This window comes from Pseudomonas ovata (assembly GCF_003131185.1).
GTDB classification, from domain to species: Bacteria; Pseudomonadota; Gammaproteobacteria; order Pseudomonadales; family Pseudomonadaceae; genus Aquipseudomonas; species Aquipseudomonas ovata.
Window position 1 is genome coordinate 184,876 of record NZ_QFFU01000003.1, and the last position, 24,958, is coordinate 209,833.

A 24,958-nucleotide genomic window follows, 5' to 3' on the forward strand; every position below is an offset into this window, starting at 1 on the left:
GACAGAAAATCAGTCTTCGCTGAAGGCCACCTGGCGGGTGGCGCGAAAGCGCGGCAGCAGCATCAGGGCGACCACCAGCGCGGTCACGATCAGCAGGGTCAGGCTCAGCGGACGCTGGAAAAACACCAGCGGATCGCCGCGCGACAGCAACATGGCGCGGCGCAGGTTTTCTTCCATCATCGGCCCCAGGATGTAGCCCAGCAGCAGCGGCGCCGGCTCGCAGCGCAGCTTGATGAACAGGTAGCCGAGCAGGCCGAAGCCCACGGTCAGCAGCACGTCGAACAGGCTGTTGTTGACGCTGTACACACCGATGCAGCAGAACAGCAGAATCGCCGGGTACAGCAGGCGGTACGGCACCGACAGCAGGCGCACCCAGAGGCCGATCAGCGGCAGGTTGAGCACCAGCAACAGCAGGTTGCCGATCCACATGCTGACAATCAGGCCCCAGAACAGCTCGGGGCGCTCTTCAATCACCTGCGGGCCGGGCACGATGCCGTGGATCATCATGGCGCCGGCCATCAGCGCCATCACCGCATTGGACGGCAGGCCCATGACCAGCATCGGAATGAATGACGTCTGGGCACCGGCGTTGTTGGCCGACTCGGGGCCGGCCACGCCTTCGATGGCGCCCTGGCCGAAGCGCGCCGGCTCCCTGGCCAGGCGCTTTTCGATCATGTACGAGGCAAACGAGCCGAGCATCGCCCCGCCACCGGGCAGGATGCCGAGCAAGGCCCCCAGCCCCGTGCCACGCAGGATCGGCTTCCATGAACGGCGGTAGTCATCGCGGCTGGGCGACAGGCGTCCGACCCGGGCGATGCTTTGCTGGCCGGTGTGGTCGCGCTCCAGGTTGGCGATGATCTCGGCAATGCCGAAGAGGCCCATCGAGATCACCACGAAGCTGATGCCATCGCTCAGTTGCGGCAGGCCGAAGGTAAAGCGCTCGACGCCGGAGTTCACATCGGTGCCGACCATGCCCAGCAACAGGCCGAGAATGGTCATCGCCAGGGCGCGTAGCACGTCGCCCTGAGCCAGCACGATCGCCGCCACCAGCCCCAGCAGCATCAGCGAAAAATAATCGGCCGGGCCGAACTGCAAGGCTGCGGCCGCCAGCGGCGTGGCGGCCGCGGCCAGCAGGAGAATGGCCAGGCTGCCGGCGACAAACGAGCCGATGGCGGCGATGGCCAGCGCCGCCCCTGCCCGGCCCTGGCGCGCCATGGCGTGGCCGTCGATGCAGGTGACCACCGAGGACGACTCACCCGGCAGATTGACCAGAATTGCAGTGGTCGAGCCGCCGTATTGCGCACCGTAATAGATGCCCGAGAGCATGATCAGCGCCGCCGATGGCGTCAGCCCGTAGGTAATGGGCAACAACATGGCGATGGTCGCCACCGGCCCCAGCCCGGGTAACACGCCGACCAGCGTACCGAGGGTCACGCCGAGCAGGCAGTACAGCAGGTTCTGCAGGGTAAAGGCGGCGTCCAGCCCCAGGCTCAGGTGCGCGAGCAATTCCATGATCGCCCCCTCAGGCCGGCAGCACCGGCAGGTTCAGGCCCAGGGCCCAGGCGAACACCAGCGCACTGAAGCCGCCCAGCGCACTGCCCAGCACGGTCAGTTCGGTGAGGTTGGCCCTGCGCCGCGCCAGCCCGCTGAGCACCGTCATGGCCAGGGTCGCCAGCGCCAGGCCGAGGCTGGGCAGCAACACGGCAAAGGCCACCACGGCGCCGATGACCGACAGCCCCGGACGCAGGCTGAACAAACCGGCCAGCCCGACCTGCTCTGCCGAAAACGCCAGGCCACGCAGCAGGATGAAGGCGCCCAGTGCGCACAACAGCGCCCCGATCAGCAAGGGAAAATAACCGGCGCCCATGCGCATCACCGAGCCGATGCTGTAGTCACCCACCAGGCTCAGGGCCACAGCGCCAAAGCCCAGAAACAACAACCCGGCGCATACGTCACGGGCATCGCTGACCTGCGCCGGCCAGCGCCTCATGGTTGCACCCGCACAGCGGTGGGCGCGGCGGCCTGAGTGATCGGCGCCTGCAAGGCGGCACTGAAGGATTGATCGAACAGGCTGGCGGCCGGGTAGGACTTGATCAGCCCCAGGCCACTGAAGAAGTCGACGGTCTGCTGAGCCCCGGCGATGACCGCCGGGTTGAGCGGGCCGAGGTCGGTTCTGGCGCGGGCAAACCAGACGCGGGCGATGTCACGGTCGGCGCGGGTGCGCTGTGCCCAGCTGTCGGCGTATTGCTCGGTGTGCGCCGGGTCTTGCTGCGCCCAGTCGCGGGCCTTTTTCAGGCGTTGCAGAAAGTCGGCGATGGCCTCGCGCTTGTCCTTGATCGCGTGTTCATTGGCGACCACGAAGCTCTGCGCCGGGATCAGGTCTTTGGCGGTGGCCAGTACGCGGGCACCCTGGCGTTCTTGCTGGGTCACGTAGGGTTCCCAGGTGGCGATGACATCCACCGAGCCGCCGTCCAGCGCATGCGAGGCGTCCAGTGCACTGAGGTAGCGCACCTCCAGCGCCTCACGCGGCACACCGGCCTTGTCCAGGGCGGTGAACAACAGTTGCTGGCTCCATGAGCCTTTCCAGATGGCCGCGCGCTTGCCGCGCAGGTCGGCCAGGGTCTGGATCGGCGAGTCCTTGGCCACCAGGATGGCCACGCCGTCGAGGTTCTGCCGGCTGACGGCGATCACCTTGATCGGCGCGCCCAGGGCGCCCAGAAACAACGGCGGTGCATCACCCAGCAGGCCCAGGTCGAGGCTGCCGACGTTGAGTGCTTCGGCCACCGGCGAGCCGGCAGTGAACTGCTTGAATTCCAGGGTGTACGGCAGGTCGTCGAGCACCTGCGCCGCTTCCATCACGGCCCGTGTGTTGAAGCTTTGGTCACCGACGGTGAGGGTCAGCGCCGAGGCCGAAAAGCTCAAGGCCGCAGCGAGCAGGCCAAGGGCCAGTTGCAGGGGTTTACGCACGATAGTCTCCACGGGGCCGGCAAGGCCAGGATGAGGAGCCCGATCCGCGTGTGCGGTCTCGTGACGCCTGAGTCGATTCAGGAAAGAAAGGGTGTCAGCCCTGGCGGGCGGCGATTCTGGCGCGGGTCAGAGGCAGCAGTTCGCGGCCATAGTCGCGGGCGTCTGCGATGGGGTCGAAACCGCGGATCAGGAAGGTGGTCACGCCCAGGTCGTAATAGGCCAGGAACGCATCGGCCACCTGTTCGGGGGTGCCGACCAGTGCGGTGGAGTTATGACCGCCGCCGACCAGCCCGGCAATGCCGGTCCACAGCCGCTCATCGACGCGGTCGCCCTTGGCCACGGTCTCCAGCAGGCGCTGGGCACCGACACTTTGCGGTTTGTTGGCGATCACGGGGCCGGCCTGCTCGAGGCGCTGGCGGGCGGTGGTCAGGATCTGGTCGGCCTTGGCCCAGGCGGCGTCTTCGGTGGCGGCAATGATCGGCCGGAACGACACGCTGAACTGCACTTTACGGCCATGGCGGGCGGCCTCGGCACGCACCTTTTCAATGGTCTCGCGGGTCTGCTCCAGCGACTCGCCCCACAGGGCAAAGACATCGGCGTGCTTGCCGGCCACCTGCAAGGCCGCCGGCGACGAGCCGCCGAAGTACACCGGCAGGTGCGGCTGCTGCACCGGCTTGATCGCGGAAAAGGCGTTCTGTGCCTGGTAGAAAGTGCCCTGATGGTCGAAAGGCTGGGTTTCGGTCCAGACCCGGCGCACCACGTCGAGAAACTCGTCGGTGCGTGCATAGCGCTGGTCGTGATCGAGGCTGTCGCCGTCCTTGCGCTGCTCGGCATCGCTGCCGCCACTGATGACATGCACCGCCAGGCGACCGTCCAGCAAGTGGTCCAGCGTCGCCAGCTTGCGCGCCGCCAGGGTCGGCGCGACAAAGCCCGGCCGGTGGGCCAGCAGGAACTTGATGTTCGAGGTGGCCTGGCCGGCCAGGGCGGTGACCAGGAAGCCGTCGGGTTGATCGGACCAGTAGCCGACCAGCACCCGGTCGAAGCCGGCCTGTTCATGGGCCTGGGCCGACTCGACAATAAAGGCCTTGTCAAAAACAGGGCCGGCCGGCGCCAGGGTTTCCGAGGCCAATCGGTGACCGATCATGCCGATGAATTGGACGCTCATAGGGGTCTCCTTGATAGCGAACTTTGTATTAGCGGTTATAAATCAACAATCGCTAAAAACCTTTTCGCATAAGCTATCGAGAAGCAGTGACCTTGTGAAATGCAATTTAGTCATAACCTAATATAAAAAAAATGCATTTTTAACCTGCACAGGGGCTTGTAGGAGCGCGCTCTGCCCGCGACCGAGTGCGTAGCGCTCGCAAAATCTGCGAAACGCTGAAAATTTACGACTGTGAACGTATTCGAAATCTGCGAAACGCTGAAAATTTACGACTGCTAACGCAGCCGGTCGCGGGCAGAGCGCGCTCCTACTGTGCCAGGCTGGCGAAGGCGGTGTTGAGGTCGGCCTTGAGTGAGTGGAGGTCTTCCAGGCCGATGTGCAGGCGAATGATCGCATCGCTCGGGTACGTCTCGAACTGACGCTCGCCCAGTTCGGCCACGGTCACCAGGCTTTCATAACCGCCCCATGAGGCCCCGAGCCCGAACAGCTTCAGGCTGTCGATGAATCGGGCCATCTGCTCGGCACCAGGCTCGACCAGTTCGAACGACAGCAGTCCGTTGCTGCCACTGAAATCGCGCCGCCACAGGTCATGGCCAGGATGCTCCGGCAAGGCCGGGTGAAACACCCGCGCCACTTCCGGGCGTTGCCGCAGCCAAAGGGCGATGTCCAGGGCCTGGCGTTCATGCACCTCCAGGCGGCTGGCCAGGGTGCGGGCGCCGCGCAGCACCAGCCAGGCATCGTCGGGGCTGACTGTGCAGCCCAGGGTGTCGCTCATGCGTGACAACGGCGCAAATGCCGCCTCGACGGTGCACACGCAGCCCATCACCACATCGCTGTGCCCGGCCAGGTATTTGGTCAGTGCGCTGATGACAATATCGGCACCCAGTGCCAGCGGCCGATACAGGTAGCCGGCGCCCCAGGTGTTGTCGACCGCCAGCAGCACGTTGCGGGCCTTGCACTGCGCGGCGATGGCCGGCAGGTCAAGGATTTCATACAGCAAGGAACTCGGGCTCTCGGCATAGACCATGCGCGTGCTGGGCTTGAAGGCCGACGCCAGGTCGCGGCCGTCGGCACGGTAGTACTGCACCTCGATGCCGAAGGGCTCCAGCAGTTCGCTGGCCAGGCGTCGCACCGGGCTGTAGACGCCATCGGTCAGCAACACATGGTCGCCGGGGCGCAGATAGGCCAGAAAGGTCTGCGCGACCGCCGCCAGGCCGGTGGCGAACAGCTTGCTGCGGTAGCCGCCTTCCAGTTCGGTGACCAGGTCTTCCAGGGCAAAGGCGGTGGGGTTGCCACGTGCGCCATAGCTGAGCACCCGCTGCTGATCGCGGCGTGAACGGATGTCGCGCATCTGCGCCAGGTTGTCGAACAGCACGGTGCTGAGCCGGGCGACCGCCGGATTGACGGTCCGCCCGCCCTCGACCTGCGCGCCCCGGCCGGCGTGGATCAGCCGGGTGCGCAGCGGCTCACGGGCCGGCAACGGCTGGAAGCTGGCGATTTCCTCTTCGGTCATCTGCGCAATCAGGCCGGTTTCCCAGGCCAGGTACTGGCGGGCGGCGTCCTTGTTGCCATCGTGGCGATCGTGCACGAAAAACAGAAAGTCGATGCACTGCGCCTGGCTCAGCGAGGTATCGCCGCTCACCTGCGCCAGCGCTTGCCAGTCAGTCAGCAGGCGCACGCCCTCGCGCTGTTCCGGGGGCAGTTCGCTGGCGGCCAGTTGTGCCACGTGCGGGTCGTCGGCCAGCAGCACCAAGGGCCGCCGCTCGCCGCGTACCTGTTCGGCAAGCACGGGCCGGATCGACCACTCGGCGCCCTGTGCATGTTGCTGGCGATATTGCTGGCTGGGGCGCAGATCGATCAGCCGTGCGCCGTGCACCTGGTCGGGCCGGGCCACAGGCAGGTCGACGCTCAGGGCCGTGGGTGCCGGCAAGGCCAGGCCACTGTGCAGGCCGTCCTTGAGCACATAGGCTTCATGCCCCAGTTGCCGCAGCCAACTGGCCACGATCGGCGCTCGCACGCCCTCGCTGTCGAACACCACCACCCGCGCCTTGCGCACGCCGATGTACAGGTCGGTGCCCTGGATCAACTGGCCACCCGGCGCGTGCCGGGCACCGGCCAGACTGCCGGCGGCAAACTCTTCGGGGGTGCGCACGTCGCACACGAACAGGCTGCGCTGAGGGTCCTGTGCCCAGGCCTGCACCTGGGCGGCGTCGACGGTATGGACACCGGCCTGGTCGGCCAGGCGCTGCGCGCGTTGCAGTTGTCCAGCCAGCGGCGGGCGCGAGTCCCGCGGTGGGTAATGCACCTGGCGGCCATGGTCCAGCGGCTGGTCGGCCAGAAACCAGCCTTGGGTACCGTTTTCCAGCGCATACACCGGGTTGTCGATGCCCAGGTTGATCAGGGTTTGCGCACCGATGATGCTGCGGGTGCGCCCGGCGCAGTTGATCACAATCGGTGTCTGCCCGTCGCTCACCAGGTCCTCCAGGCGCAGGCCCAGTTCACCGTTAGGGCAACAGACCGCGCCGGGAATGCTCATCTTGGCAAATTCGCTCAGCGGCCGGCCGTCGAGCACCACCAGTGGCCGCCCCTCGCGTTGCCAGGCGGCCAGTTCCGGGGCGGTGATACGGGGCGTATGGCAAGCCTGTTCGACCCGTTCGCCAAAAGCCTTGGACGGCAGGTGCACCCCGGCGAACAGCTCATGCCCGGCCGCCTGCCAGCCCTGGCTGCCACCCGCCAGCCAATGGCCATTGACGTAGCCTTGCGCTTGCAGGCGTTGCAACGCCCGTTGCGCCAGTGCGCCACCCTCCTGGTCGTAAACCACCAGGCGCACGCCGGGGTTGGGCGCCAGGCGCGGGGCGTCGAGTTCCAGGCGGCTATACGGCAGGTTCACCGCATGAAACAGGTGCGCCTCGCCGTACTGGCCGTGTTCGCGAACATCGAACAGGGCGATTTCCTGACCGTCGAACAGCCAGCGTTTGAGTTGCGCAGGGGTGACAGAGTGGCTCATGAGGGGGTGCCGGTTCCTGTGTAAGGTTGCCGTGGGTGTTTAGAGACCGTACGCCTGGATCGAAGGCGACATCTGCGATTTGTTGTAATTGATCACGGTGCCGTCCTCGCGCACGCCGTAGCGGTTTTCCAGCGACTCCAGCGGGCGGCCGTAAAGATGAAAATGCAGGGTCGACCGCTCGCCGTCCACGCGAATACCGTGCAGGTCCTCGCCCAGAAAGCCGATCGGGGTGCCAGGTTGCACCACCACCTCCCGGTCGAGCACCAGCTGTGCACGGGCCGGGTCGCGCCCGTCGTCGGCGCGCTGATAGACACGGTTGAGCTCCTGGCCTTGCACGGCAACGATCACCGCCCAGGTCTCGTGGTTGTGCGGCAAGGTGCTTTTACCCGGCAGCAGCGAGTTGAGGTACAGCGTCGGGCTTTCGCCGTCGTCGTTGAGACGGTAGCGGAACTGGGTCTCGCCCGAGTCGGCGCTCGGCGCCGGGAAGCGCTCGAAGTTGAACAGGTCATGGCGCGTGGTCAGGTCTTCGACCAGGCGGATGATCTCGGCCAGTGCCGCGCGGTCGACGCCGCGCGCATGGATGGCGCGCACGGCATGCAGAAAAGGCTGGATCACGGATTCGGTGGACATGGGCGGTCTCTCTTGTGGCCAGGCAGGGTTCAGGGTCAAACGGAAATGCTGTAGCGGCTCAGGTTGCTCAGAACATCGGGGGCCGGTCTGGCCGGGCGCCGGCCGCTGTCGTGCAGGGCATGCTGCAAGAACTGACGGGTGCGTTCGTTCTGCGGGTCGCGGAAAATCTGCTCGCTGCTGCCATGCTCGGCGATCAGGCCGTTCTCGGTGAAATACACCCGGTCGCTGATGTCTTCGGCAAAGCGCATTTCATGGGTCACCAGCACGCAAGTCATGCCCTCCTCGGTCAGCTCGCGGATCACGGTCAGCACCTCGCCGACGGTTTCCGGGTCCAGCGCCGAGGTCACCTCATCGAACAGGATCAACTCGGGGCGCATGGCCAGCGCCCGGGCAATGGCCACGCGCTGCTGCTGGCCGCCGGACAACTCGCCCGGCCAGGCATGGGCCTTGTGCTCCATGCGCACCTTGGCCAGCAACTCCAGGGCCTGCTGCTCGGCTTCGGCACGCTCGCGGCCCATGACCTTGCGCGGGGCGATGACCAGGTTTTCGAGCACCGTCAGGTGCGGGAACAGGTTGAACTGCTGGAACACGAACCCCACCCGCTTGCGCAGCGCGATGAGCTGGGCCTCGGTGTGCAGGTCGCTGACCTCGGTGTCACCGACGCGGATCGAACCGCGTTGCGGGCGCAGCAAACCGGTGATGCAGCGCAGGATGGTCGACTTGCCCGAGCCCGACGGGCCGATGATCGACACGGCCTGCCCCTTGTGCACCTGCAGGTCGATGCCTTTGAGCACACGATTGGCGCCGAACGCCAGGTGCACGTCGCGCAGGTCGATCAAGGGTTCAGAAGGCATAGCGACGCTCCAGGCGTTGGGTGAGTCGGGAAATCGGGTAGCAATAAAAGAAAAACAGCGCCAGCACAGTGAAGTACACCAGCACGGTGAAGCCGGTCAGGTTGACGGTGTTGCTGGCAATCTGGGCGGTGTCGATCAGGTCGTGCACGCCCACCAGCGAGGCCAGCGCCGTGCCCATGGTCACCACTGCATACAGGTTCATCCACGGCGGCAACATGCGCTTGAAGCACTGCGGCAGGATGATCGAGGTGAAGATCTGCCCGCGGGTGAAGGCCAGCGAACGGGCCGCCTCCCACTGCGTGCTCGGAATCGAGCCGATCGCACCGCGAAAGATTTCCGCGACATTGGCACTGGCCGGCAACGCCAGGCCCACGGTGACCTTGAGCCAGTCGGGAAACGGCAGGTAATACCCGCCCACCTGCACCTCGAAGGGAAAGACGTAGGTGGTGAAGTAGATCAGCACCAGCCACGGAGCATTGCGAAACACCTGCACCCACAGGCGTGCCAGGCCGCGCAGCGGCGCCAGCGGCGACAACGCCAGGGCGCCGACCAGCAGGCCCAGCAGCGTGCCCAGGGCAATGGCCGTGACGCTGATCAGGATGTTCTGCACCAGGCCCATGCCCAGTGCCGGCGTCCACTGCCAGAGCGCGTAAAAGACTTCAGTGGCCATAACCGGGCATCCTCAGGCGGGCTTCCAGGGCACGGCCGGCCAAATTGACGAGGTAACTCAACAGCCCGAAAAAGCTCAGGATCAGAATCATCAACTCGATGACGTTGTCGCTCTGGGTCCAGATCATGATCGAGGCGTAGGTGATGTCATTGACGGCAATGGCCGAGCCGACGGCGGTCATCTTCACCAGGTCGATGAGGTTGTTGACCAGCGCCGGCAAGGCGAAACGCAGCGCCAGAGGCAACTGCACGTACCACAGCAACTGGCGCTGGTTGAAGGCCAGCGAACGGGCGGCCTCCAGAGTTACCGCCGGCACCGCCTCGATGCCGGCGCGCAAGGACTCGGCATGGAAGGCGCCCTTGTGCAGGGAAATCACAATCACCACCCAGGCAAACGGCGTCAGCGGGTTGGCCGCGCCCACCGCCTGGGTCAGGAGCATGTTCAACACCAGAAAAGCGCAATACAGCTGCACCAGCGTGGGGGTGTTGCGCGTGACCTCGATGAACAACCGCGCCGGCAACACCAGCCAGCGCCGGCTACTGGTCAGCGCGGCCGCCAGCCCGATGCCGACCAACAGGCTGCCGATGATCGACAGCCCGCACAGCAGCACGGTGGTCAGTGCGCCGCCGAGCAGGCTGCTACGTGAATAGCCATCGAGCAGGAAGCCATAGTCCAGGCCCAGCGGTGCGGTCCAGTGGATGAACCCTTGCAGCCAGGCGTTCATGAGCGCACCGCGCGGCCGGCACGTCGCGTCGCGACCTCAACCACCACTGGCCTGCTGTTCGGCTTGCAGGCTGACCAGCGCCGGGGAGGCCGGGGTGATGGCGTTGGCCTTCTCGCGCGCGATTAGCCAGCCGCTGCGGTGCCAGCCCTTAACGATGCCGTCGAGGCGCGCCTGGGTGTCGGTCTCGCCGGTGCGGGTCCAGATCACTGACGGCGCGGGGTTGAGTTCCGGCGTGATGGCGCGGTAGTTGGCCCATTCGCCGCCCTTGGCCACCAACGGGTTGATCAGCGTGGCATCGTGCACGGCGGCCACGCAGTTGCTGCCGCGCAGGGCCAGCAGCGACTCGGCCGAACTCTTGAACGCCTTGAGCTGCACGCCGAGCTGGATCAGCGGCTGGGTGTAGCTGCTGCCCTGCGAGGTGCACACCGGCTGGTCCTTGAGCTGCGCCCAGGAGGTGATCGGACTGTCCTTGGCGACCACGGCGGTACCGCCGACCTTGTAGAACGGTGTTGGCACATGGCCCAGCAGCTTGTCGCGGTCGATGTTCCATTCCATGTTGGCGATCAGCAGGTCGACCTTGCCCTGTTGCAGGAACTGCACGCGATTGGCCGGCAGGACCGAGACCAGCTCGACCTCCACCCCTAGTTGCCGGGCCAGGTCACGGGCCATGTCGACGTTCAGGCCTACCGGCTGCTGAGTGGCCGGGTCCAGCGCCCCGAACGGTCCGCCCGAAAGCATGACCCCGACCACGATACGCTCGCGCTGCTGGACCTTGTCCAGCGTGGCATCGGCCCAGGCCGACACCGCAACGGTGGTGCTGGCGGTGGCCAACAGCGCGCCGATCAGCTGCTTTCGAGCCTTGAACAACAGTGACATGGCAATTCCTCGTCCACGGCCGGGGCGTCCGGCCAACTGGGCGGCATCCTAGGCAGTCGACCGAGGGAACGGAAATGCAAAGATCTAATATTGTTATAACTTAAAAAACAGCGCACATGACAAAGGCGTAGAAAACCAATAAATACAGCAGACAAGCGTCATTGAGCGAGCCCTTTACGCACGAACACATAATGATATCTAATCAGTCAGACACTGCCGCTTATGTGAATCGACGCTGATATGACTGAATCCATCCTAGACCTGGAGTTGCTGCGCACCTTCGTGGCCGTGGCCGACCACGCCAGCTTTGCCGAAGCCGGCCAGTCCCTGGCCCGCACGCAATCGTCCGTGACCCAGCACATGCAACGGCTGGAGCAACAAGTGGGCGTGGGGCTGTTTCACAAGCAGGGTCGGCACAAGGCACTGACCGAGGCGGGCCGGCAATTGCTGCGCCGCGCCCGACAGATGCTGGCGCTCAACGACGAGGCGCTCAATGCCCTGCGCGACAACACCCTGAGCGGCGTGCTGCGCATCGGCTCGCCGCACGACATCGCCGACACCGTCCTGCCGCCGATCCTCAGCCACATCGCCCGATCAGCACCGAACCTGCGCCTGGAAATCGACGTCGGCCGTAGCCCGTTCCTGATGCAGGACCTGCACCGTGGCAAGGTCGACATGATTATCTCGACCCGCACCGATCCCGACCTGCAAGGCTTTGCCCTGCGCACCTCGCCGGTGTGGTGGATCTGCGCCGCGCATTACCAGCACGACCCGCTGCAGCCCCTGCCCCTGGTGCTGGTCGACGAGCCGAGCATTTACCGGCGCATGGCCCTGCAGGCGCTGGAACAGGCTGATATCGCCTGGCGCCAGGCCTACCTGGCCTCGAACCTGATCGGCATCAAGGCGGCGGTGCGTGCGGGCCTGGGCATCACGGCGCGCAGCATGGAAATGGTCGGCCCGGACATGCGCGTGCTGGGTGAAAGCGACGGCCTGCCGCGCTTGCCGGACGTGACTTATCACCTGTGGGTAAGGCCCAACGCGGTCAACCCGATCATCCGCCAGGCCTATGCCCTGATTCGCAGCAGCCAAGGGCTTTAGGGTGCCTGCCGATACTGACGCGGGGTAAAACCGGTCAGGGTCTTGAACTGGCGGGTAAAGGCGCTGTGGTCGGTGTAGCCGCACTGCAAGGCCACCTCGGTGATCGGCAGGTCAGTCAACAGCAGCCGATGGGCGTGCTCCAGGCGCACCTTGTGGATCATCTGCCGCGGGGTCAGGTGGAACACCCGCTTGCAGTAGCGCTCCAGTTGCGCCACGGAAATGCCGGCGATGCCGGTCAGTTCCTTCAAGGCGATCGGCCGCTGGAAGTGGGTACGGATATAGGCGTCCACGGCGGCCAGCCGCTGGTAGGCCGGGTGGCTGTCGCTGGCCGATTGCAGGTCGACGGAAATGCCCACCAGGCCAATGATGTCATCGTCGCGGTTGTACAACGGACGCTTGTGGGTCAGGCACCAACCGGGCTGGCGGCTGCCGTACAGGTGCAGCTCGAGCTGGTCGTCCAGCACCAGGCCCTTTTCCAGCACACGCAGGTCCTGCTCGGTGTAGCCGCCACCGAACGGTGCCGGAAAGACCTCGGTGCTGGTCTTGCCCAGCAATGGCGCCAGGTGCCTGAACCCGCAGCGCTGCACCAGGGTGTGGTTGGCCAGGCGGTAGCGGGCCTGCACGTCCTTGATGAAGATCACGGCGTTGGGGATGGCATCGAGCAAGGGCAAGAGCGCCTGGACACCGACCAGCACCTGGTCAAGGCTGTCGGGGCGTTGCGCTGCGTTTTCCTGGCTCAGCGCCGCCAGCGCAGGTTGCATCATGGCTCGTCATCCTTCGGGCTCGGGCGCCTGATCACGGCGCAAACGCCGAGCTTGCCCGGCGCTGGCGGCCTTGTCGAGCATGACAGCCGGTTGGCACAACTGTGCCGATTTCGTCATCGACATTGATGAAAAGCCTCAAGCGCCACAGGGCGTGGCGGTGCACTGTATGAGCACACCCGCCCTGCCCCTTCCGGGTGAAGGATTCCTGCATGAAGCAGCTACGTGTCATCGACTCCCACACCGGCGGCGAACCGACCCGCCTGGTGCTCGACGGCTTTCCACCGCTGGCCGGCGCGACCCTGGCCGAACAGCGCGATGCCTTGCGCGAGACGCACGATCAATGGCGCCGCGCCTGCCTGCTGGAGCCGCGCGGCAATGATGTGCTGGTCGGCGCACTGTACTGCGCGCCCGTGTCGCCCGACGCGGTGTGCGGGGTGATCTTCTTCAACAACGCCGGCTACCTGGGCATGTGCGGCCACGGCACCATCGGCCTGATCGCTTCCTTGCATCACCTGGGCAGGATCGCGCCGGGTGAGCATCGGATCGACACGCCGGTGGGCACGGTCACCGCCACCCTGCATGACGATGGCGCGGTGACCGTGGCCAATGTGCCGTCGTACCGCTACCGCCGCCAGGTGGCCGTCGAGGTGCCCGGCTACGGCCTGTTCCACGGCGACATTGCCTGGGGTGGCAACTGGTTCTTTCTGGTCAGCGAGCATGGCCAGGCCCTCCAACTGAGCAATGCCGAGCGCCTGACCGACCTGACCTGGAAGATGCTCCAGGCCCTGCAAGACCAGGGCATCTACGGTGCCGACAATGCCGTGATCGATCATATCGAGCTGTTTGCCGACGACGAGCAGGCCGACAGCCGCAACTTCGTCATGTGCCCCGGCAAGGCTTACGACCGCTCGCCGTGCGGCACCGGCACCAGCGCCAAGCTGGCCTGCCTGGCCGCCGACGGCACGCTGGCCGCGGGTGAGCGCTGGGTGCAGGCGAGCATCACCGGCAGCCAGTTCGAGGCCCGGTACGAATGGGACGGCGAGCAGGTGCGGCCATTGATCACCGGTCGCGCCTACATGACCGCCGACAGCACCCTGCTGATCGATGAGCAGGATCCGTTTGCCTGGGGTATCTGAAGCCCCGCCCCACCTTTGTCTTCAACGCCTGCGCGGTTCGCCGCCGGGCCGCCTGTGAGGAACGATGATGAACACTGATATTTTCACCGGCACTATTGCGGCCCTGATGACCCCCTGCACCGCCAGGCGCACGCCGGACTTCGACGCGCTGGTGCGCAAGGGCCGAGAGCTGATCGAACTGGGCATGGGGGGCGTGGTGTATTGCGGCTCGATGGGCGACTGGCCGCTGCTGACCGAAGCCGAGCGCCAGGAAGGTGTGGCGTGCCTGGTCGCTGCGGGTGTGCCGACCATCGTCGGCACCGGCGCGGTCAACAGCCGCGAAGCGATCGCCCACGCCGCCCATGCCGCGCAGGTGGGGGCAAAGGGCCTGATGGTCATCCCGCGGGTGTTGTCGCGCGGGGCCTCGCCGGCTGCACAGGAAGCGCACTTTTCGGCCATTCTGGCGGCAGCGCCCGCGCTGCCGGCGGTGATCTACAACAGCCCCTACTACGGCTTTGTCACCCGTGCCGAGCTGTTCTTCAAGCTGCGGCGCCAGCACCCGAACCTGATCGGCTTCAAGGAGTTTGGCGGGGCCGCCGACATGCGCTACGCCGCCGAGCACATCACCTCCCAGGACGACGAGGTGATCCTGATGGCCGGCGTCGACACCCAGGTGGTGCATGGCTTCGTCAACTGCGGCGCCAGCGGCGCGATCACCGGGATCGGCAACGCGCTGCCACGCGAAGTGCTGCACCTGGTCGAACTGAGCAAGCAGGCTGCCCGAGGCGATGCGCTGGCCAGGCGCCAGGCCGAGGAACTGGCCAGCGCACTGCAGGTGCTGTCGTCCTTCGACGAAGGCACCGACCTGGTGCTGTACTACAAGTACCTGATGGTGCTTAACGGCGACCTCGAGTACAGCCTGCACTTCAACGCCACCGATGCACTGAGCGACGCCCAGCGTGGTTATGCCGAACAACAGTACGCGCTGTTTCGCCAGTGGTACGCGCAGTGGTCCGTCGCGCAGAATGTGGCTTGATGAACGCCCCGATGGCGGCCTCTGATCCAGCAGACGTCGTTGTGGTCGGTGCCGGCATTGTCGGCGTCGCCTGCGCCGTGCAACTGGCGCGGCAGAACCTGCGCGTGGTGGTGGTCGACCGCCAGGCGCCCGGCCAGGGCGCCTCGTTCGGCAATGCCGGGCACCTGGCCACCGAACAGGTGTTTCCCATCGCCGATGCGTCGATTCTCAAGCGCCTGCCGGCCATGCTCACCGACCCGATGGGGCCGCTGCGCCTGGACTGGAAGTACCTGCCACGCGCCCTGCCCTGGTTCACGCGCCTGCTGCTGAACCTGCGGCCGGCGCCGTTCCAGCGTACGGTGGCCGGCCTGCGTACACTCAATGAAGGCAGCCTGGCGGCCTGGCAGCGCCTGCTGGCGAGCATCGGCCAGCCCGAGCTGTTTCGGCACGACGGCTCATTGCTGATGTTCGAGCACAGCGCTTCGCGCCCGGCCGTCGAGGCTTTGCAGGCACGCCTGCGCCAACAGCAGGTGCCGGTCGAGTACTGGGCAACCAGCCAGGTGCGCGATGCCGCGCCGCACTTGAGCGAGCACCTGCAAGGCGGTCTGTTCTTTCCGGCCACCGGGCACTTTATCGACCCGCTGGGTGTGGTCGACGCACTGGTCAAGGCAGCCAGAGGCTGTGGCGTGCAGTTCATGCAACGCGAGGTGAGCGGCGGGCACCTGCATGCGGGCGGCGTGTCGCTGGCGACCGGTCAGGGCCCGCTGGCGGCGCAGCGGGTGCTGATTGCCTGCGGCGCGCATTCGGCGCCCCTGACCCAGGCCCTGACCGGCAAGCGCGTGCCGCTGGACACCGAGCGCGGCTATCACTTGATGCTGCCCCACGAGCACGCGCGCCTGCCGTTTGCGGTCACCTCGCTGGAGCGCCGGTTCATCATGACGCCCATGGCCGCTGGATTGCGCCTGGCCGGCACGGTGGAATTCGCCGGACTTGAGCGCCCGCCGAACATGGCACGGGCCTGGCAACTGCACCGCTTGAGCCAGGGCCTGTTCAACCAGGCACTGAGTGTCGAGGGCGCCACGCCATGGATGGGGTTTCGTCCCTCGCTGCCGGACTCGCTGCCGGTCATTGACCGGTTGGAAAACGGCCGGGTCCTGCTTGCCTTCGGCCATCAGCACCTGGGGTTGACCCAGGCGGCGCTGACGGCCGAATGGGTGGCCGCCCTGCTGCGGCCATCGGTGACCGACCGACCGACACTGAAGCCCTATCGGCTGGACCGGTTCTGAACGAAGGGCCCTCAGGCAGCGTCGTCGGTGAAGTCCAGGTCAATGACCTGATAAAACGCCGCCTCGGTGTCGGCCACGTTCCACACTGCCAGCAAGGCATGATGGCCCTGACGCCGGGGCAGAGGCACTTCGTGGACCGTAGGGTTTCGCGCCATCAGCTTCTCCTCGGCTTCATCGCCCCAATAAGGCTGGTAATCATTGAGCACGACATGGATGGGCTCGTCCTCGAAGTGCGCCCTGACCAATTGCTGGCCCGAATCCCAGCCGTCCCGGGTGATCCAGTAGGTCCAGCGGCGGGTCTTGTGCGGCCTGGAGTAGTTCCATTCCACGGTCAGGGTCGAATCGGGGCTGACAGGGTGTTTGGGCCAGTGACTGCCGGGCTGATTGAGCTTCAGGCGTGCATCGGTATGCCCGCCGCTGGCGATGAAGCCATCGGCAGGCGGGGTCTTGCCGGCGACATCATCCGGGGCGTCGGGATCCTTGTAGCCGGCGGCGGTGCCGGGAAAGCCTTTGCCGCCCTCGACTTCGTTCATCTGGCCTTCATCGAGTTCGCCTTGCTCATTGAGATAAACCGCGCGTGATTTGGGACTGACCACGCGCCCGTGCCGGGGCTGCTGTGCTTCAAGATAGGCAAACAACCGGTTGAGGGTGTCATTGATCAGGGTTCTGAGTTCTCGGGTTCTCATGGTGTGCAGTCTCCATTCATGCAAGAAAGCCTGGACCGCATGTGGCTCGCCGTCGGCTTCTTCACGGCTGGAGCCGCACACTCGACACCGCTCAGGCAACCCGCCGCCTCCTGGCGTGCGGTCCACCGGAGACTAGCAAAGCCGCCTGGGCGGCACACCTCGCAGAACTCATAGGTCGATGCCGGTCAAGAGGCCTGTGAAGCCAGGGATTCGGCTTTGACGTCACGCGGTGGGGGCTTCCTGAAACGGAACACGCACCACAACGCCAGGATCCACACCGGGATCATGAACACCGACACGCGGATGCCGGGAATCATCAGCATGATGACCAGGATCATGGCCATGAATGCCAGGCACAGGATATTGCCGAACGGGTACCACAACGCCCGGAAATACAGGGCCTCGCCCCTGGTGTTCATCGCCCGGCGAAAGCGCAGGTGGGTCAGGGTGATCATCACCCAGTTGATCAGCAGGGCCGACACCGCCAGGGTCATCATCAGTTCGAAGGCGTTACCCGGCACCAGGTAATTGATCAGCAGGCACACCCCGGTGATCGCCGCGCTGGCCATGACCGCCGGCACCGGAATACCGCGGCGGTTGACCTTGAGGAACACCTTTGGCGCATTGCCCTGCTCGGCCAGGCCGAACAGCATGCGGCTCATGCAATAGGCACCGCTGTTGTACACCGACAAGGCGGCAGTCAGGATCACGAAGTTGAGCACATGGGCGGCGACGTCATTGCCGATCAGCGAAAAGATCTTCACGAACGGGCTGGCGCCGTAGGCGTCCTGCGACGCCGACAGGCTGAGCAACAACTGGTCCCACGGGTACAGCGAGAGCAGCAGGGTCAGGGCGCCGACATAGAAAATGATGATGCGGTACACCACCTGGTTGATTGCCTTGGGAATCACCCGCCGCGGATTCTCGGATTCGGCGGCGGTGATGCCGACCATTTCCATGCCGCCAAAGGCAAACAGAATGAACGCCATCGCCATCAGCATGCCGCCCACGCCATTGGGGAAAAAGCCGCCATGCGCCCACAGGTTGCTGACCGACGCCTGGGGGCCGCCGGTGCCGCTGACCAGCAGGTAACTGGCCAGGGCGATCATGCCGACGATGGCGAAGACCTTGATGATCGCAAACCAGAACTCGGTCTCGCCGAAGGCTTTCACATTCGTCAGGTTGATCAGGTTGACCAGCACGAAGAAGGCCGCCGCACTGACCCAGATCGGGATGTCCGGCCACCAGAACTGCACGTATTTGCCCACCGCCGTCAGTTCGGCCATGCACACCAGGGCGTACATCATCCAGTAGTTCCAGCCCGACAGGAAACCGGCAAAGCGGCCCCAGTACTGGGTGGCGAAATAGCCGAAGGAGCCGGCCACCGGCTCCTGTACCACCATTTCGCCCAGCTGGCGCATGATCAGAAAGGCGATCAGGCCGGCGATGGCGTAGCCCAGGATCATGGCGGGGCCGGCGGTTTTCAGCACCCCGGCCGAGCCCAGGAACAGGCCGGTGCCGATGGCGCCGCCCAGGGCGATCAGTTGAATGTGACGACTGCTCAGGCCGCGCGTGAGCCCGGCCGGTTGATGATCAGAACTCATGATGGGTGGACCTTTATTATTATTGGCGATCACGCTGCCGTGCCGGGCACGACAGGCCATTGAGACAGTGCAGCAAGGTCAGAGGGTCGAGCGCAGGCTCCACAGTTCGGGGAACAGTTCGGTGTCGAGCATCTTGCGCAGGTAGCCGACCCCTTCGGTGCCACCGGAGCCTTTCTTGAAACCGATGATGCGCTCGACCGTGGTCACATGGCGGAAACGCCATTGCCGGAACGAGTCCTCCAGGTCGATGAATTTCTCGGCCAGCTGGTACAGGTCCCAGTACTGGTGCGGGTGTTGATAGACCACTTTCCAGGCCGCTTCCACCGAGTCGTCGTGCAGCGTGCGCGTGGTTGATACGCGCGCCAGGCGCTCCTCGCTGATGTCCAGCCCGGCCATGGCCAGCAGGCGGATGGCTTCGTCGTAGAGCGACGGCGCTTCCAGGGTCTTTTGCAGCTCGCTGACCAGCTCAGGCCGGTGCGCATGCGGCTGCATCAGCGGCACGCTCTTGTTGCCCAGGATGAATTCGATTTCGCGGTACTGGAACGACTGGAAGCCCGACGACTGCCCCAGCGAGGGCCGAAAGGCCACGTACTCGCTGGGGGTCATGGTCGCCAGCACGGTCCAGGCGTGCACCAGTTGATCAAAGATGCGCGACACCCGTGCCAGCATCTTGAATGCCGGTGGCAGGTCGTTGAGCTTGAGCTGCTCACGGGCTGCACGCAGCTCGTGCAGCATCAGCTTCATCCACAGCTCGGAAGTCTGGTGCTGGATGATGAACAGCAACTCGTTGTGGTCAGTGGACAACGGGTGCTGGGCGCTGAGGACACGCTTGAGGTCCAGGTAATCGCCATAGGTCATGGCGTCAGTGAAATCCAGCCTGGCATCGTGCCACTGTTCGGTGGCACCGGCCTGGGAGTATGGGCATTGGTTCATGGGGCGATCCTCAAGTGACAGAGTGACGGGTCTGGAATTGCGGCTCGCGCCACTGCTGGCTGTCGAGCACCTCGACCAGCGCCTGCACTGCCGCCCCGACGTCCTGGAACGAGGTGTACAACGGGGTGAAACCAAAACGCATGATTCGCGGCTCGCGGTAATCACCGATCACGCCACGGGCAATCAGCGCCTGCACCACGGCATAGCCTTCAGGGTGTTCGAAACTGACATGGCTGCCGCGCTGGGCGTGGTCACGCGGCGTGATCAGGGTCAGTGGGTGGTCCTTGCAGCGTGCCTCTACCAGTTCGATGAACAGGTCGGTCAGTGCCAGCGACTTGTTGCGCAGCGCCTGCATGCTGGTTTTGGCAAAGATATCCAGCCCGGACTCGACCATGCCCAGCGACACCAGCGGCTGGGTGCCGCACAGGTAGCGGGTGATGCCGGAAGCCGGCGCATAGTGCGGCTCCATCGCAAATTGCCGGGCATGGCCCCACCAGCCCGACAGCGGCTGCCAGACCTGATCGCACAGATCCGGCGAGACCCAGACGAAGGCCGGCGAACCGGGGCCGCCGTTGAGGTACTTGTAGGTGCAACCGATGGCGTAGTCGGCCTTGGCGGCCTTCAATTGCACCGGCACCGCACCGGCCGAATGCGCCAGGTCCCACAGCGCCAGCGCACCGTGCTGGTGGATCAATCCGGTGGTCGCGGTCATGTCGTACATGTGGCCGCTCTTGTAGTTGACGTGGGTCAGCAGCACCAGCGCCACCTGGTCGTCCAGCAGGCCCGGCAGGTCCTGGGGCCGCTCGATCAGACGCAGCTCATAGCCTTGCTGCAGCAGGTCGGCCAGGCCTTCGATGACATACAGGTCGGCGGGAAAATTGTGCAGTTCGGACAGGATGATCTTGCGCTGTGGCGCGCGCTCAGCCTGGATACGCAGCCCGGCTGCGAGGATCTTGAACAGGTTGACGGTGGTGGTGTCGGTGATCACCACCTCGCCGCTGTCGGCACCGATCAGCGGCGCCAGCTTGTCGCCCAGGCGCGCCGACAAGGTGCTCCACTGCGCGGTGTTCCAGCTGCGGATCAGGCCTTCGCCCCACTCCTGCTCGATCATCTGTGTGGCCCGCGCCAGCGCCGCCCTGGGACGGGCGCCCAGCGAGTTGCCGTCCAGGTAGATCACGCCTTCGGGCAAGGCAAACTCGTCGCGCAACGCCGCCAGGGGGTCGGCGAGGTCAAGCTCGCGCAAATGCTGTTGTGTAGACATGGGGTTTATCCTTTCAGGGGGCGCAAGACGGCGCGCACGGGGCTGGCGTCCAGGTGAGAAAAACGCAGGGGCAAGGCAATCAGTTCGTAGTCACCTTCGGCCACGGCATCCAGGACGATGCCTTCGAGGATTGCCATTTCCAGCCGTTCGACGGTGTGGTGGGCGTCCAGCGTCTTGGAGTTCTGCGGGTCCAGCGACGGGGTGTCGATGCCGATCAGGCGCACGCCGTGGCGGGCCAGCAAGGCAATGGTGTCTGGTGCCACGGCGGTAAAATCCGGGTCCCATTCAGTCAACGGCGCGTGCTGATAAGTGCGCAGCAGGACACGAGCGGGTACGCCGGCCAGGGCATGCTCGACATCGGCCGGTTCAACCAGCGCACCACTGCCCAGGCAATGGATCACCCGGCACGGGCCCATGTACAGGTCCAGCGAGACCTCGCCGATCGGCAGGCCGTGCTCGCTGTAGTGCAAGGGCGCATCGACATGCGCACCGGTGTGCGGCGACAGGGTGATGCGCCCGACATTGACCGGGCATTGCGGCCCGACGGTCCAGACGCGCTCCTCCTGAAACGGCGTGTCGCCGGGCCAGGTGGGGGTCTGGGTGTTCAGTGGCGGGCTGATGTCCCACCAGAGGTTTTCCTGCTTCATTGTTGTTTTGCTCCCAAGGCAGCCTGTACAGAATTTTATCTGCGAGGGAACAGAATTATCTTGCTAAGTGCGCGCACCAAGGCACTTTATTCGCAGATTATTCGAATAAATAACTAAATAAAGAAGGATCCTGCACCGCATGAAACTAGACAGTATCGATCTGCGCATTCTGGCGTGCCTGAATCAGGACGGCCGCATGAGTAACCAGGACCTGGCCGAGAAGGTCTCGCTGTCGCCTTCGGCCTGCCTGCGCCGGTTGCGTAACCTGGAAAGCGACGGGGTGATCGCCGGCTACGGCGTGCGCCTGGACCCGGCCCGGCTGGGGATCGAGGTGCATGCGATGGTCAACGTCAATGTCCGCCAGGACATGGAGGGCTGGCACGAACGCTTCATCGAGGCGGTGCAACGCTGGCCGGAGGTGGCCGACGCCTACATCGTCACCGGCGCCAGCAACTACCTGCTGCGGGTACGGGCGCGCAACCTCAGCCACTACACCGACTTCATCGTCAACCAGTTGCATGCCACGCCAGGGGTGACCGACATTCGCTCGGACATCATCCTGCAGAGCCTGAAATCCAGGGACAACCTGCTTGATTTGGTGCGGCCTGCGACTTGAGCGGTGATGCCATCAAAATAATCTACTGATTTTACTGGATATCAGATTCATCCCGGGTAGGAGCGCGCTTGCCCGCGACCGAGTGCGCAGCGCTCGCAAAATCTGCGAAACGCCACATATTTACGATTGCTAACCCATCAGAGATCTATGAAACGCCACAAATATACGACTGCTGCGCAGCCGGTCGCGGGCAAGCGCGCTCCTACCAGGGACTTGTGGCGCTGGCCAAAAGTGGTCAGTCCAATTTGAAAATAAATTAATTGGTATTGCCAATATAGGGATCGGCGTGTAGCGTCAGGCCTTGATCGTGCGCGCAGGTCATTGCCTGCCTACAACAAAAAAGAGATCGCCTGACCATGCAGACTCCCCATTCGCCGGGTGCCCGCCGCCCTGCCGTGTCGCTTCACTTCCCTCGCCCAAATGCCTGCCAAGGAGCCATGACATGCTGACTGTCATCTGCGACGAACCCGGTTCACTGACCGCCATCGACCGTGACAAACCGCACAGGCAGCCTGGCGAGGTGCTGATCCGCATCAAGCGCGTCGGGGTCTGCGGCACCGACCTGCACATTTTCACCGGCAACCAGCCCTACCTCGATTACCCACGGGTGATGGGTCATGAGTTCTCCGGCGTGGTCGAGCAGACCGACAGCGAAAGCGACCTGGCCGTAGGCGATGTCGTTTATGTGATGCCCTACCTGTCCTGCGGCACCTGCATCGCCTGCCGCCAGGGCAAGACCAACTGCTGCACGCGCATTCAGGTGCTGGGGGTGCATTGCGACGGTGCCTTTACCGAGTACCTGAGCATTCCCCATGCCTTCGTGCACAAGGCCGAGGGCATCTCTCTGGACCAGGCGGCGATGATTGAATTCCTGTCGATCGGCGCCCACGCCGTGCGGCGCTCTGCTATCGAGGCTGGCAAACGTGCGTTGGTGGTCGGCACCGGCCCGATCGGCATGGCGGCGGCGATCTTCGCTCGCCTGCGCGGGGCACAGGTCACGGTGCTGGACACCCGTGACGATCGACTGGCGTTCTGCAAGCAACATTTGAACCTCCACGCGACGGTGAAAATCGGTGTAGGCGACAAGGACACCCTGGCGCAACTGACCGAGGGCGATTTCTTCGACGTGGTGTTCGATGCCACCGGCAATGCCAAGGCCATGGAACGTGGCTTCGAGTTCATCGCCCATGGCGGCACCTACGTGATGATTTCAGTGGTGCGCGACTCCATCACCTTCTCGGACCCTGAATTTCACAAGCGTGAAGCCACACTGATGGGCAGCCGCAACGCCACACCGGAAGACTTCCGCCATGTCGAGCAGTGCCTGCGCGAGGGCCTGATCCCGGATGCGGCGCTCAACACCCATCGACTGAAGCTGGATGACGTGGCCAGGTCGTTTGCCACCTTGCTCGACCCCAGCCAAGGCGTGGTCAAAGCCATCATCGAGTGTTAGGAGAGGCCCTGATGAGCACTGCACCGACCCTGTTGGTCCTGACACCCGGTGACGATGTTGCCGTGGCCCGGGGCGATATCGCCGCCGGTCATTCGTTGTGCGCCGACGGCGTCACGCTGACGGCTCGCCAGACCGTGCCGTCCGGGCACAAGATCGCTCTGCGCGCGGTTGCGGCCGGCCAGCGCGTCCTCAAGTACGGACAGGGCATTGGCCTGGCCACCGCTGACATCGTGCCGGGCGACCATGTTCATGTGCATAACCTGGACATGCCCGCCATCAGCACCGAACAACACATGCAGAGCATCTATGTGCCCACGGTGCCCGACCCGGCGACGGCCACCTTCGAAGGCTATGTGCGCGAGGACGGCCGCGTCGGCACACGCAATTACATTGGCGTGATTGCCAGCGTCAACTGCTCGGCCACGGCCTGCAAACAGATCGCCAACGCCTTCTCCAGCGAGCGGCTCAAGGATTTTCCCGGCGTCGATGGCGTGGTCGCCATTACCCACGGCAGTGGCTGTGGCATGGGCGCGCAAGGTGACGGCATCGAGCTGCTCAAGCGCACCCTGCGCGGCTATGCCGACCACGCCAACTTTGCCGGCGTGCTGCTGATCGGCCTGGGCTGCGAGGTCAACCAGTTGACACCGCTGATGGAAGAACTCGGCGAGCGCCCGGCCCTGCTCAAGGCCAGCCTGATCATTCAGGAAGCTGGCGGTACGCGGGAAACCGTCGCCGCGGGCATCGCTCAGGTCGAAGCGATGCTGCCGGTGATTGATCGCTTGCGGCGCACCACTGTGCCAGCCCGGCACTTGACCGTCGGCCTGCAATGCGGCGGCTCGGACGGTTACTCAGGCATCAGCGCCAACCCGGCGCTGGGTGCGGCGGTCGATCTGCTGGTGCGCCAGGGCGGCACGGCGATCCTGTCAGAGACGCCGGAAATCTATGGCGCCGAACACCTGCTGACCGCGCGCGCCGCCTCGACCGACATTGCTGATCGGTTGATGGTACGCATCCGCTGGTGGGAAGACTACGTGCGCCAGCACAACGGTGACATGAACAATAACCCGTCGCCGGGCAACAAGGCCGGCGGCATTACCACCATTCTGGAGAAATCCCTGGGCGCGGTGGCCAAGGCCGGCACCACCGGCCTGATGGGCGTTTATCACTACGCTGAAAGGGTCCGGGCCTCAGGACTGGTGTTCATGGACACGCCCGGCTACGACCCGGTGTCGGCCACCGGACAAGTGGCCGGCGGCGCCACGCTGATCTGCTTCACCACCGGGCGTGGCTCGACCTATGGCTGCAAGCCCACACCGTCCTTGAAGATCGCCACCCACACCGGCCTGTTCCAGCGCATGACGCTGGACATGGACTTCAATGCCGGCACCATCATCGATGGCCAGGAATCGGTGGCCCAGGCCGGTGAGCGCCTGTTGCGGCTGATGCTCGACACCGCCTCGGGGCGGCGCAGTTGCAGCGAGGAAAACGGCCTGGGCGACAACGAGTTTCTGCCCTGGCAGATGGGCGCCGTGATGTGAGCGGCGAGCCACTGTAGTAGCCTGCGCAAAATCCCTGATGGACGCCGTA

The 24,958-nt window shown here is 64.8% G+C and carries 23 protein-coding genes; 7 read left to right on the forward strand and 16 right to left on the reverse strand.

Annotated elements, in window-relative coordinates:
• Positions 1-9 precede the first annotated feature (9 nt).
• The 10 genes from DGA31_RS06210 to DGA31_RS06255 all read right to left on the reverse strand — a co-directional run bounded on the left by DGA31_RS06210 (position 10) and on the right by DGA31_RS06255 (position 10,893).
• Positions 10-1,512, reverse strand: a complete 1,503-nt coding sequence (locus DGA31_RS06210) for a tripartite tricarboxylate transporter permease (RefSeq protein WP_056838397.1) — start codon at positions 1,510-1,512, stop codon at positions 10-12.
• Between the two features lie 10 nt (positions 1,513-1,522).
• Positions 1,523-1,990, reverse strand: coding sequence for a tripartite tricarboxylate transporter TctB family protein (locus DGA31_RS06215; protein WP_109511948.1), 468 nt, complete (start codon positions 1,988-1,990; stop codon positions 1,523-1,525).
• A complete protein-coding gene (locus DGA31_RS06220; RefSeq protein ID WP_056838393.1) occupies positions 1,987-2,967 on the reverse strand; it encodes an ABC transporter substrate-binding protein in 981 nt (326 codons plus the stop codon). The genes DGA31_RS06215 and DGA31_RS06220 overlap by 4 nt, the downstream gene beginning before the upstream one ends.
• 94 nt (positions 2,968-3,061) lie before the next feature.
• The gene (locus tag DGA31_RS06225) at positions 3,062-4,132 is read right to left on the reverse strand and encodes an LLM class flavin-dependent oxidoreductase (RefSeq protein WP_109511949.1); all 1,071 of its coding nucleotides are present in this window, start codon (positions 4,130-4,132) and stop codon (positions 3,062-3,064) included.
• A 307-nt stretch (positions 4,133-4,439) separates the two neighbouring features.
• The gene (gene metC, locus DGA31_RS06230) at positions 4,440-7,139 is read right to left on the reverse strand and encodes a cystathionine beta-lyase (RefSeq protein WP_109511950.1); all 2,700 of its coding nucleotides are present in this window, start codon (positions 7,137-7,139) and stop codon (positions 4,440-4,442) included.
• Between the two features lie 39 nt (positions 7,140-7,178).
• Complete coding sequence (locus tag DGA31_RS06235) at positions 7,179-7,769, reverse strand: cysteine dioxygenase family protein (RefSeq protein WP_109511951.1); 591 nt, start codon at positions 7,767-7,769, stop codon at positions 7,179-7,181.
• A gap of 35 nt (positions 7,770-7,804) precedes the next feature.
• Entirely contained in the window at positions 7,805-8,623 is an 819-nt protein-coding gene (locus tag DGA31_RS06240) for an amino acid ABC transporter ATP-binding protein (protein ID WP_109511952.1), read from the reverse strand.
• Positions 8,613-9,293 (reverse strand): amino acid ABC transporter permease, encoded by a 681-nt coding sequence (locus DGA31_RS06245; RefSeq protein ID WP_056838384.1) that lies wholly within the window; start codon positions 9,291-9,293, stop codon positions 8,613-8,615. The genes DGA31_RS06240 and DGA31_RS06245 overlap by 11 nt, the downstream gene beginning before the upstream one ends.
• Positions 9,283-10,017 carry an amino acid ABC transporter permease gene (locus DGA31_RS06250; protein WP_109511953.1) on the reverse strand — a complete coding sequence of 245 codons (735 nt, stop codon included), beginning with the start codon at positions 10,015-10,017 and terminating at the stop codon, positions 9,283-9,285. The genes DGA31_RS06245 and DGA31_RS06250 overlap by 11 nt, the downstream gene beginning before the upstream one ends.
• 36 nt (positions 10,018-10,053) lie before the next feature.
• Positions 10,054-10,893, reverse strand: a complete 840-nt coding sequence (locus DGA31_RS06255) for a transporter substrate-binding domain-containing protein (protein ID WP_109511954.1) — start codon at positions 10,891-10,893, stop codon at positions 10,054-10,056.
• Positions 10,894-11,133: 240 nt separating this feature from the next.
• On the opposite strand from DGA31_RS06255, the gene DGA31_RS06260 reads away from it, so the two are divergent.
• Positions 11,134-11,991, forward strand: a complete 858-nt coding sequence (locus tag DGA31_RS06260; protein ID WP_056838377.1) for a LysR substrate-binding domain-containing protein — start codon at positions 11,134-11,136, stop codon at positions 11,989-11,991.
• On the opposite strand, the gene DGA31_RS06265 is transcribed toward DGA31_RS06260, so the two are convergent.
• Positions 11,988-12,755: a helix-turn-helix transcriptional regulator gene (locus tag DGA31_RS06265; protein WP_109511955.1), complete on the reverse strand. Its 768-nt coding sequence runs from the start codon at positions 12,753-12,755 to the stop codon at positions 11,988-11,990. The two genes, DGA31_RS06260 and DGA31_RS06265, sit on opposite strands and share 4 nt — an antisense overlap.
• Positions 12,756-12,964: 209 nt before the next feature.
• Between DGA31_RS06265 and DGA31_RS06270 the strand changes: the two genes are divergently transcribed.
• The 3 genes from DGA31_RS06270 to DGA31_RS06280 all read left to right on the forward strand — a co-directional run bounded on the left by DGA31_RS06270 (position 12,965) and on the right by DGA31_RS06280 (position 16,171).
• On the forward strand, positions 12,965-13,891 hold the full coding sequence (locus DGA31_RS06270; RefSeq protein ID WP_056839063.1) for a 4-hydroxyproline epimerase: 927 nt from the start codon (positions 12,965-12,967) through the stop codon (positions 13,889-13,891).
• Positions 13,892-13,958: 67 nt separating this feature from the next.
• Positions 13,959-14,906 (forward strand): dihydrodipicolinate synthase family protein, encoded by a 948-nt coding sequence (locus DGA31_RS06275; RefSeq protein ID WP_109511956.1) that lies wholly within the window; start codon positions 13,959-13,961, stop codon positions 14,904-14,906.
• Positions 14,906-16,171 carry an NAD(P)/FAD-dependent oxidoreductase gene (locus tag DGA31_RS06280; RefSeq protein WP_109511957.1) on the forward strand — a complete coding sequence of 422 codons (1,266 nt, stop codon included), beginning with the start codon at positions 14,906-14,908 and terminating at the stop codon, positions 16,169-16,171. The genes DGA31_RS06275 and DGA31_RS06280 overlap by 1 nt, the downstream gene beginning before the upstream one ends.
• A gap of 11 nt (positions 16,172-16,182) precedes the next feature.
• Here DGA31_RS06280 and DGA31_RS06285 read toward each other — a convergent pair whose 3' ends face one another.
• The 5 genes from DGA31_RS06285 to kynB all read right to left on the reverse strand — a co-directional run bounded on the left by DGA31_RS06285 (position 16,183) and on the right by kynB (position 21,302).
• Positions 16,183-16,857 carry a lytic polysaccharide monooxygenase auxiliary activity family 9 protein gene (locus tag DGA31_RS06285; protein ID WP_109512052.1) on the reverse strand — a complete coding sequence of 225 codons (675 nt, stop codon included), beginning with the start codon at positions 16,855-16,857 and terminating at the stop codon, positions 16,183-16,185.
• Between the two features lie 185 nt (positions 16,858-17,042).
• Positions 17,043-18,461, reverse strand: a complete 1,419-nt coding sequence (locus DGA31_RS06290; RefSeq protein ID WP_109511958.1) for an amino acid permease — start codon at positions 18,459-18,461, stop codon at positions 17,043-17,045.
• 78 nt (positions 18,462-18,539) lie between these two features.
• The gene (gene kynA, locus DGA31_RS06295; protein ID WP_056838367.1) at positions 18,540-19,394 is read right to left on the reverse strand and encodes a tryptophan 2,3-dioxygenase; all 855 of its coding nucleotides are present in this window, start codon (positions 19,392-19,394) and stop codon (positions 18,540-18,542) included.
• Between the two features lie 10 nt (positions 19,395-19,404).
• A complete protein-coding gene (gene kynU, locus DGA31_RS06300; RefSeq protein ID WP_109511959.1) occupies positions 19,405-20,655 on the reverse strand; it encodes a kynureninase in 1,251 nt (416 codons plus the stop codon).
• A 5-nt stretch (positions 20,656-20,660) separates the two neighbouring features.
• A complete protein-coding gene (kynB, locus tag DGA31_RS06305) occupies positions 20,661-21,302 on the reverse strand; it encodes an arylformamidase (protein WP_109511960.1) in 642 nt (213 codons plus the stop codon).
• 139 nt (positions 21,303-21,441) lie between these two features.
• Here kynB and DGA31_RS06310 point away from each other — a divergent pair, with 139 nt between their 5' ends.
• The 3 genes from DGA31_RS06310 to DGA31_RS06320 all read left to right on the forward strand — a co-directional run bounded on the left by DGA31_RS06310 (position 21,442) and on the right by DGA31_RS06320 (position 24,909).
• On the forward strand, positions 21,442-21,918 hold the full coding sequence (locus tag DGA31_RS06310; RefSeq protein WP_109511961.1) for an Lrp/AsnC family transcriptional regulator: 477 nt from the start codon (positions 21,442-21,444) through the stop codon (positions 21,916-21,918).
• Positions 21,919-22,360: 442 nt separating this feature from the next.
• Positions 22,361-23,371, forward strand: a complete 1,011-nt coding sequence (locus DGA31_RS06315; RefSeq protein WP_109511962.1) for a zinc-binding alcohol dehydrogenase family protein — start codon at positions 22,361-22,363, stop codon at positions 23,369-23,371.
• Between the two features lie 11 nt (positions 23,372-23,382).
• Positions 23,383-24,909 (forward strand): UxaA family hydrolase, encoded by a 1,527-nt coding sequence (locus tag DGA31_RS06320; RefSeq protein WP_193551493.1) that lies wholly within the window; start codon positions 23,383-23,385, stop codon positions 24,907-24,909.
• Positions 24,910-24,958 lie beyond the last annotated feature (49 nt).

Excerpts from the sequence above, each read along its gene's own strand:
- DGA31_RS06210 (WP_056838397.1), bottom strand. The coding sequence starts at position 1,512 with ATGGAATTGCTCGCGCACCTGAGCCTGGGGCTGGACGCCGCCTTTACC.
- DGA31_RS06215 (WP_109511948.1), bottom strand. The coding sequence starts at position 1,990 with ATGAGGCGCTGGCCGGCGCAGGTCAGCGATGCCCGTGACGTATGCGCC.
- DGA31_RS06225 (WP_109511949.1), bottom strand. The coding sequence starts at position 4,132 with ATGAGCGTCCAATTCATCGGCATGATCGGTCACCGATTGGCCTCGGAA.
- metC (WP_109511950.1), bottom strand. The coding sequence starts at position 7,139 with ATGAGCCACTCTGTCACCCCTGCGCAACTCAAACGCTGGCTGTTCGAC.
- DGA31_RS06235 (WP_109511951.1), bottom strand. The coding sequence starts at position 7,769 with ATGTCCACCGAATCCGTGATCCAGCCTTTTCTGCATGCCGTGCGCGCC.
- DGA31_RS06240 (WP_109511952.1), bottom strand. The coding sequence starts at position 8,623 with ATGCCTTCTGAACCCTTGATCGACCTGCGCGACGTGCACCTGGCGTTC.
- DGA31_RS06245 (WP_056838384.1), bottom strand. The coding sequence starts at position 9,293 with ATGGCCACTGAAGTCTTTTACGCGCTCTGGCAGTGGACGCCGGCACTG.
- DGA31_RS06250 (WP_109511953.1), bottom strand. The coding sequence starts at position 10,017 with ATGAACGCCTGGCTGCAAGGGTTCATCCACTGGACCGCACCGCTGGGC.
- DGA31_RS06255 (WP_109511954.1), bottom strand. The coding sequence starts at position 10,893 with ATGTCACTGTTGTTCAAGGCTCGAAAGCAGCTGATCGGCGCGCTGTTG.
- DGA31_RS06260 (WP_056838377.1), top strand. The coding sequence starts at position 11,134 with ATGACTGAATCCATCCTAGACCTGGAGTTGCTGCGCACCTTCGTGGCC.
- DGA31_RS06265 (WP_109511955.1), bottom strand. The coding sequence starts at position 12,755 with ATGATGCAACCTGCGCTGGCGGCGCTGAGCCAGGAAAACGCAGCGCAA.
- DGA31_RS06270 (WP_056839063.1), top strand. The coding sequence starts at position 12,965 with ATGAAGCAGCTACGTGTCATCGACTCCCACACCGGCGGCGAACCGACC.
- DGA31_RS06275 (WP_109511956.1), top strand. The coding sequence starts at position 13,959 with ATGAACACTGATATTTTCACCGGCACTATTGCGGCCCTGATGACCCCC.
- DGA31_RS06280 (WP_109511957.1), top strand. The coding sequence starts at position 14,906 with ATGAACGCCCCGATGGCGGCCTCTGATCCAGCAGACGTCGTTGTGGTC.
- DGA31_RS06285 (WP_109512052.1), bottom strand. The coding sequence starts at position 16,857 with ATGAGAACCCGAGAACTCAGAACCCTGATCAATGACACCCTCAACCGG.
- DGA31_RS06290 (WP_109511958.1), bottom strand. The coding sequence starts at position 18,461 with ATGAGTTCTGATCATCAACCGGCCGGGCTCACGCGCGGCCTGAGCAGT.
- kynA (WP_056838367.1), bottom strand. The coding sequence starts at position 19,394 with ATGAACCAATGCCCATACTCCCAGGCCGGTGCCACCGAACAGTGGCAC.
- kynU (WP_109511959.1), bottom strand. The coding sequence starts at position 20,655 with ATGTCTACACAACAGCATTTGCGCGAGCTTGACCTCGCCGACCCCCTG.
- kynB (WP_109511960.1), bottom strand. The coding sequence starts at position 21,302 with ATGAAGCAGGAAAACCTCTGGTGGGACATCAGCCCGCCACTGAACACC.
- DGA31_RS06310 (WP_109511961.1), top strand. The coding sequence starts at position 21,442 with ATGAAACTAGACAGTATCGATCTGCGCATTCTGGCGTGCCTGAATCAG.
- DGA31_RS06315 (WP_109511962.1), top strand. The coding sequence starts at position 22,361 with ATGCTGACTGTCATCTGCGACGAACCCGGTTCACTGACCGCCATCGAC.
- DGA31_RS06320 (WP_193551493.1), top strand. The coding sequence starts at position 23,383 with ATGAGCACTGCACCGACCCTGTTGGTCCTGACACCCGGTGACGATGTT.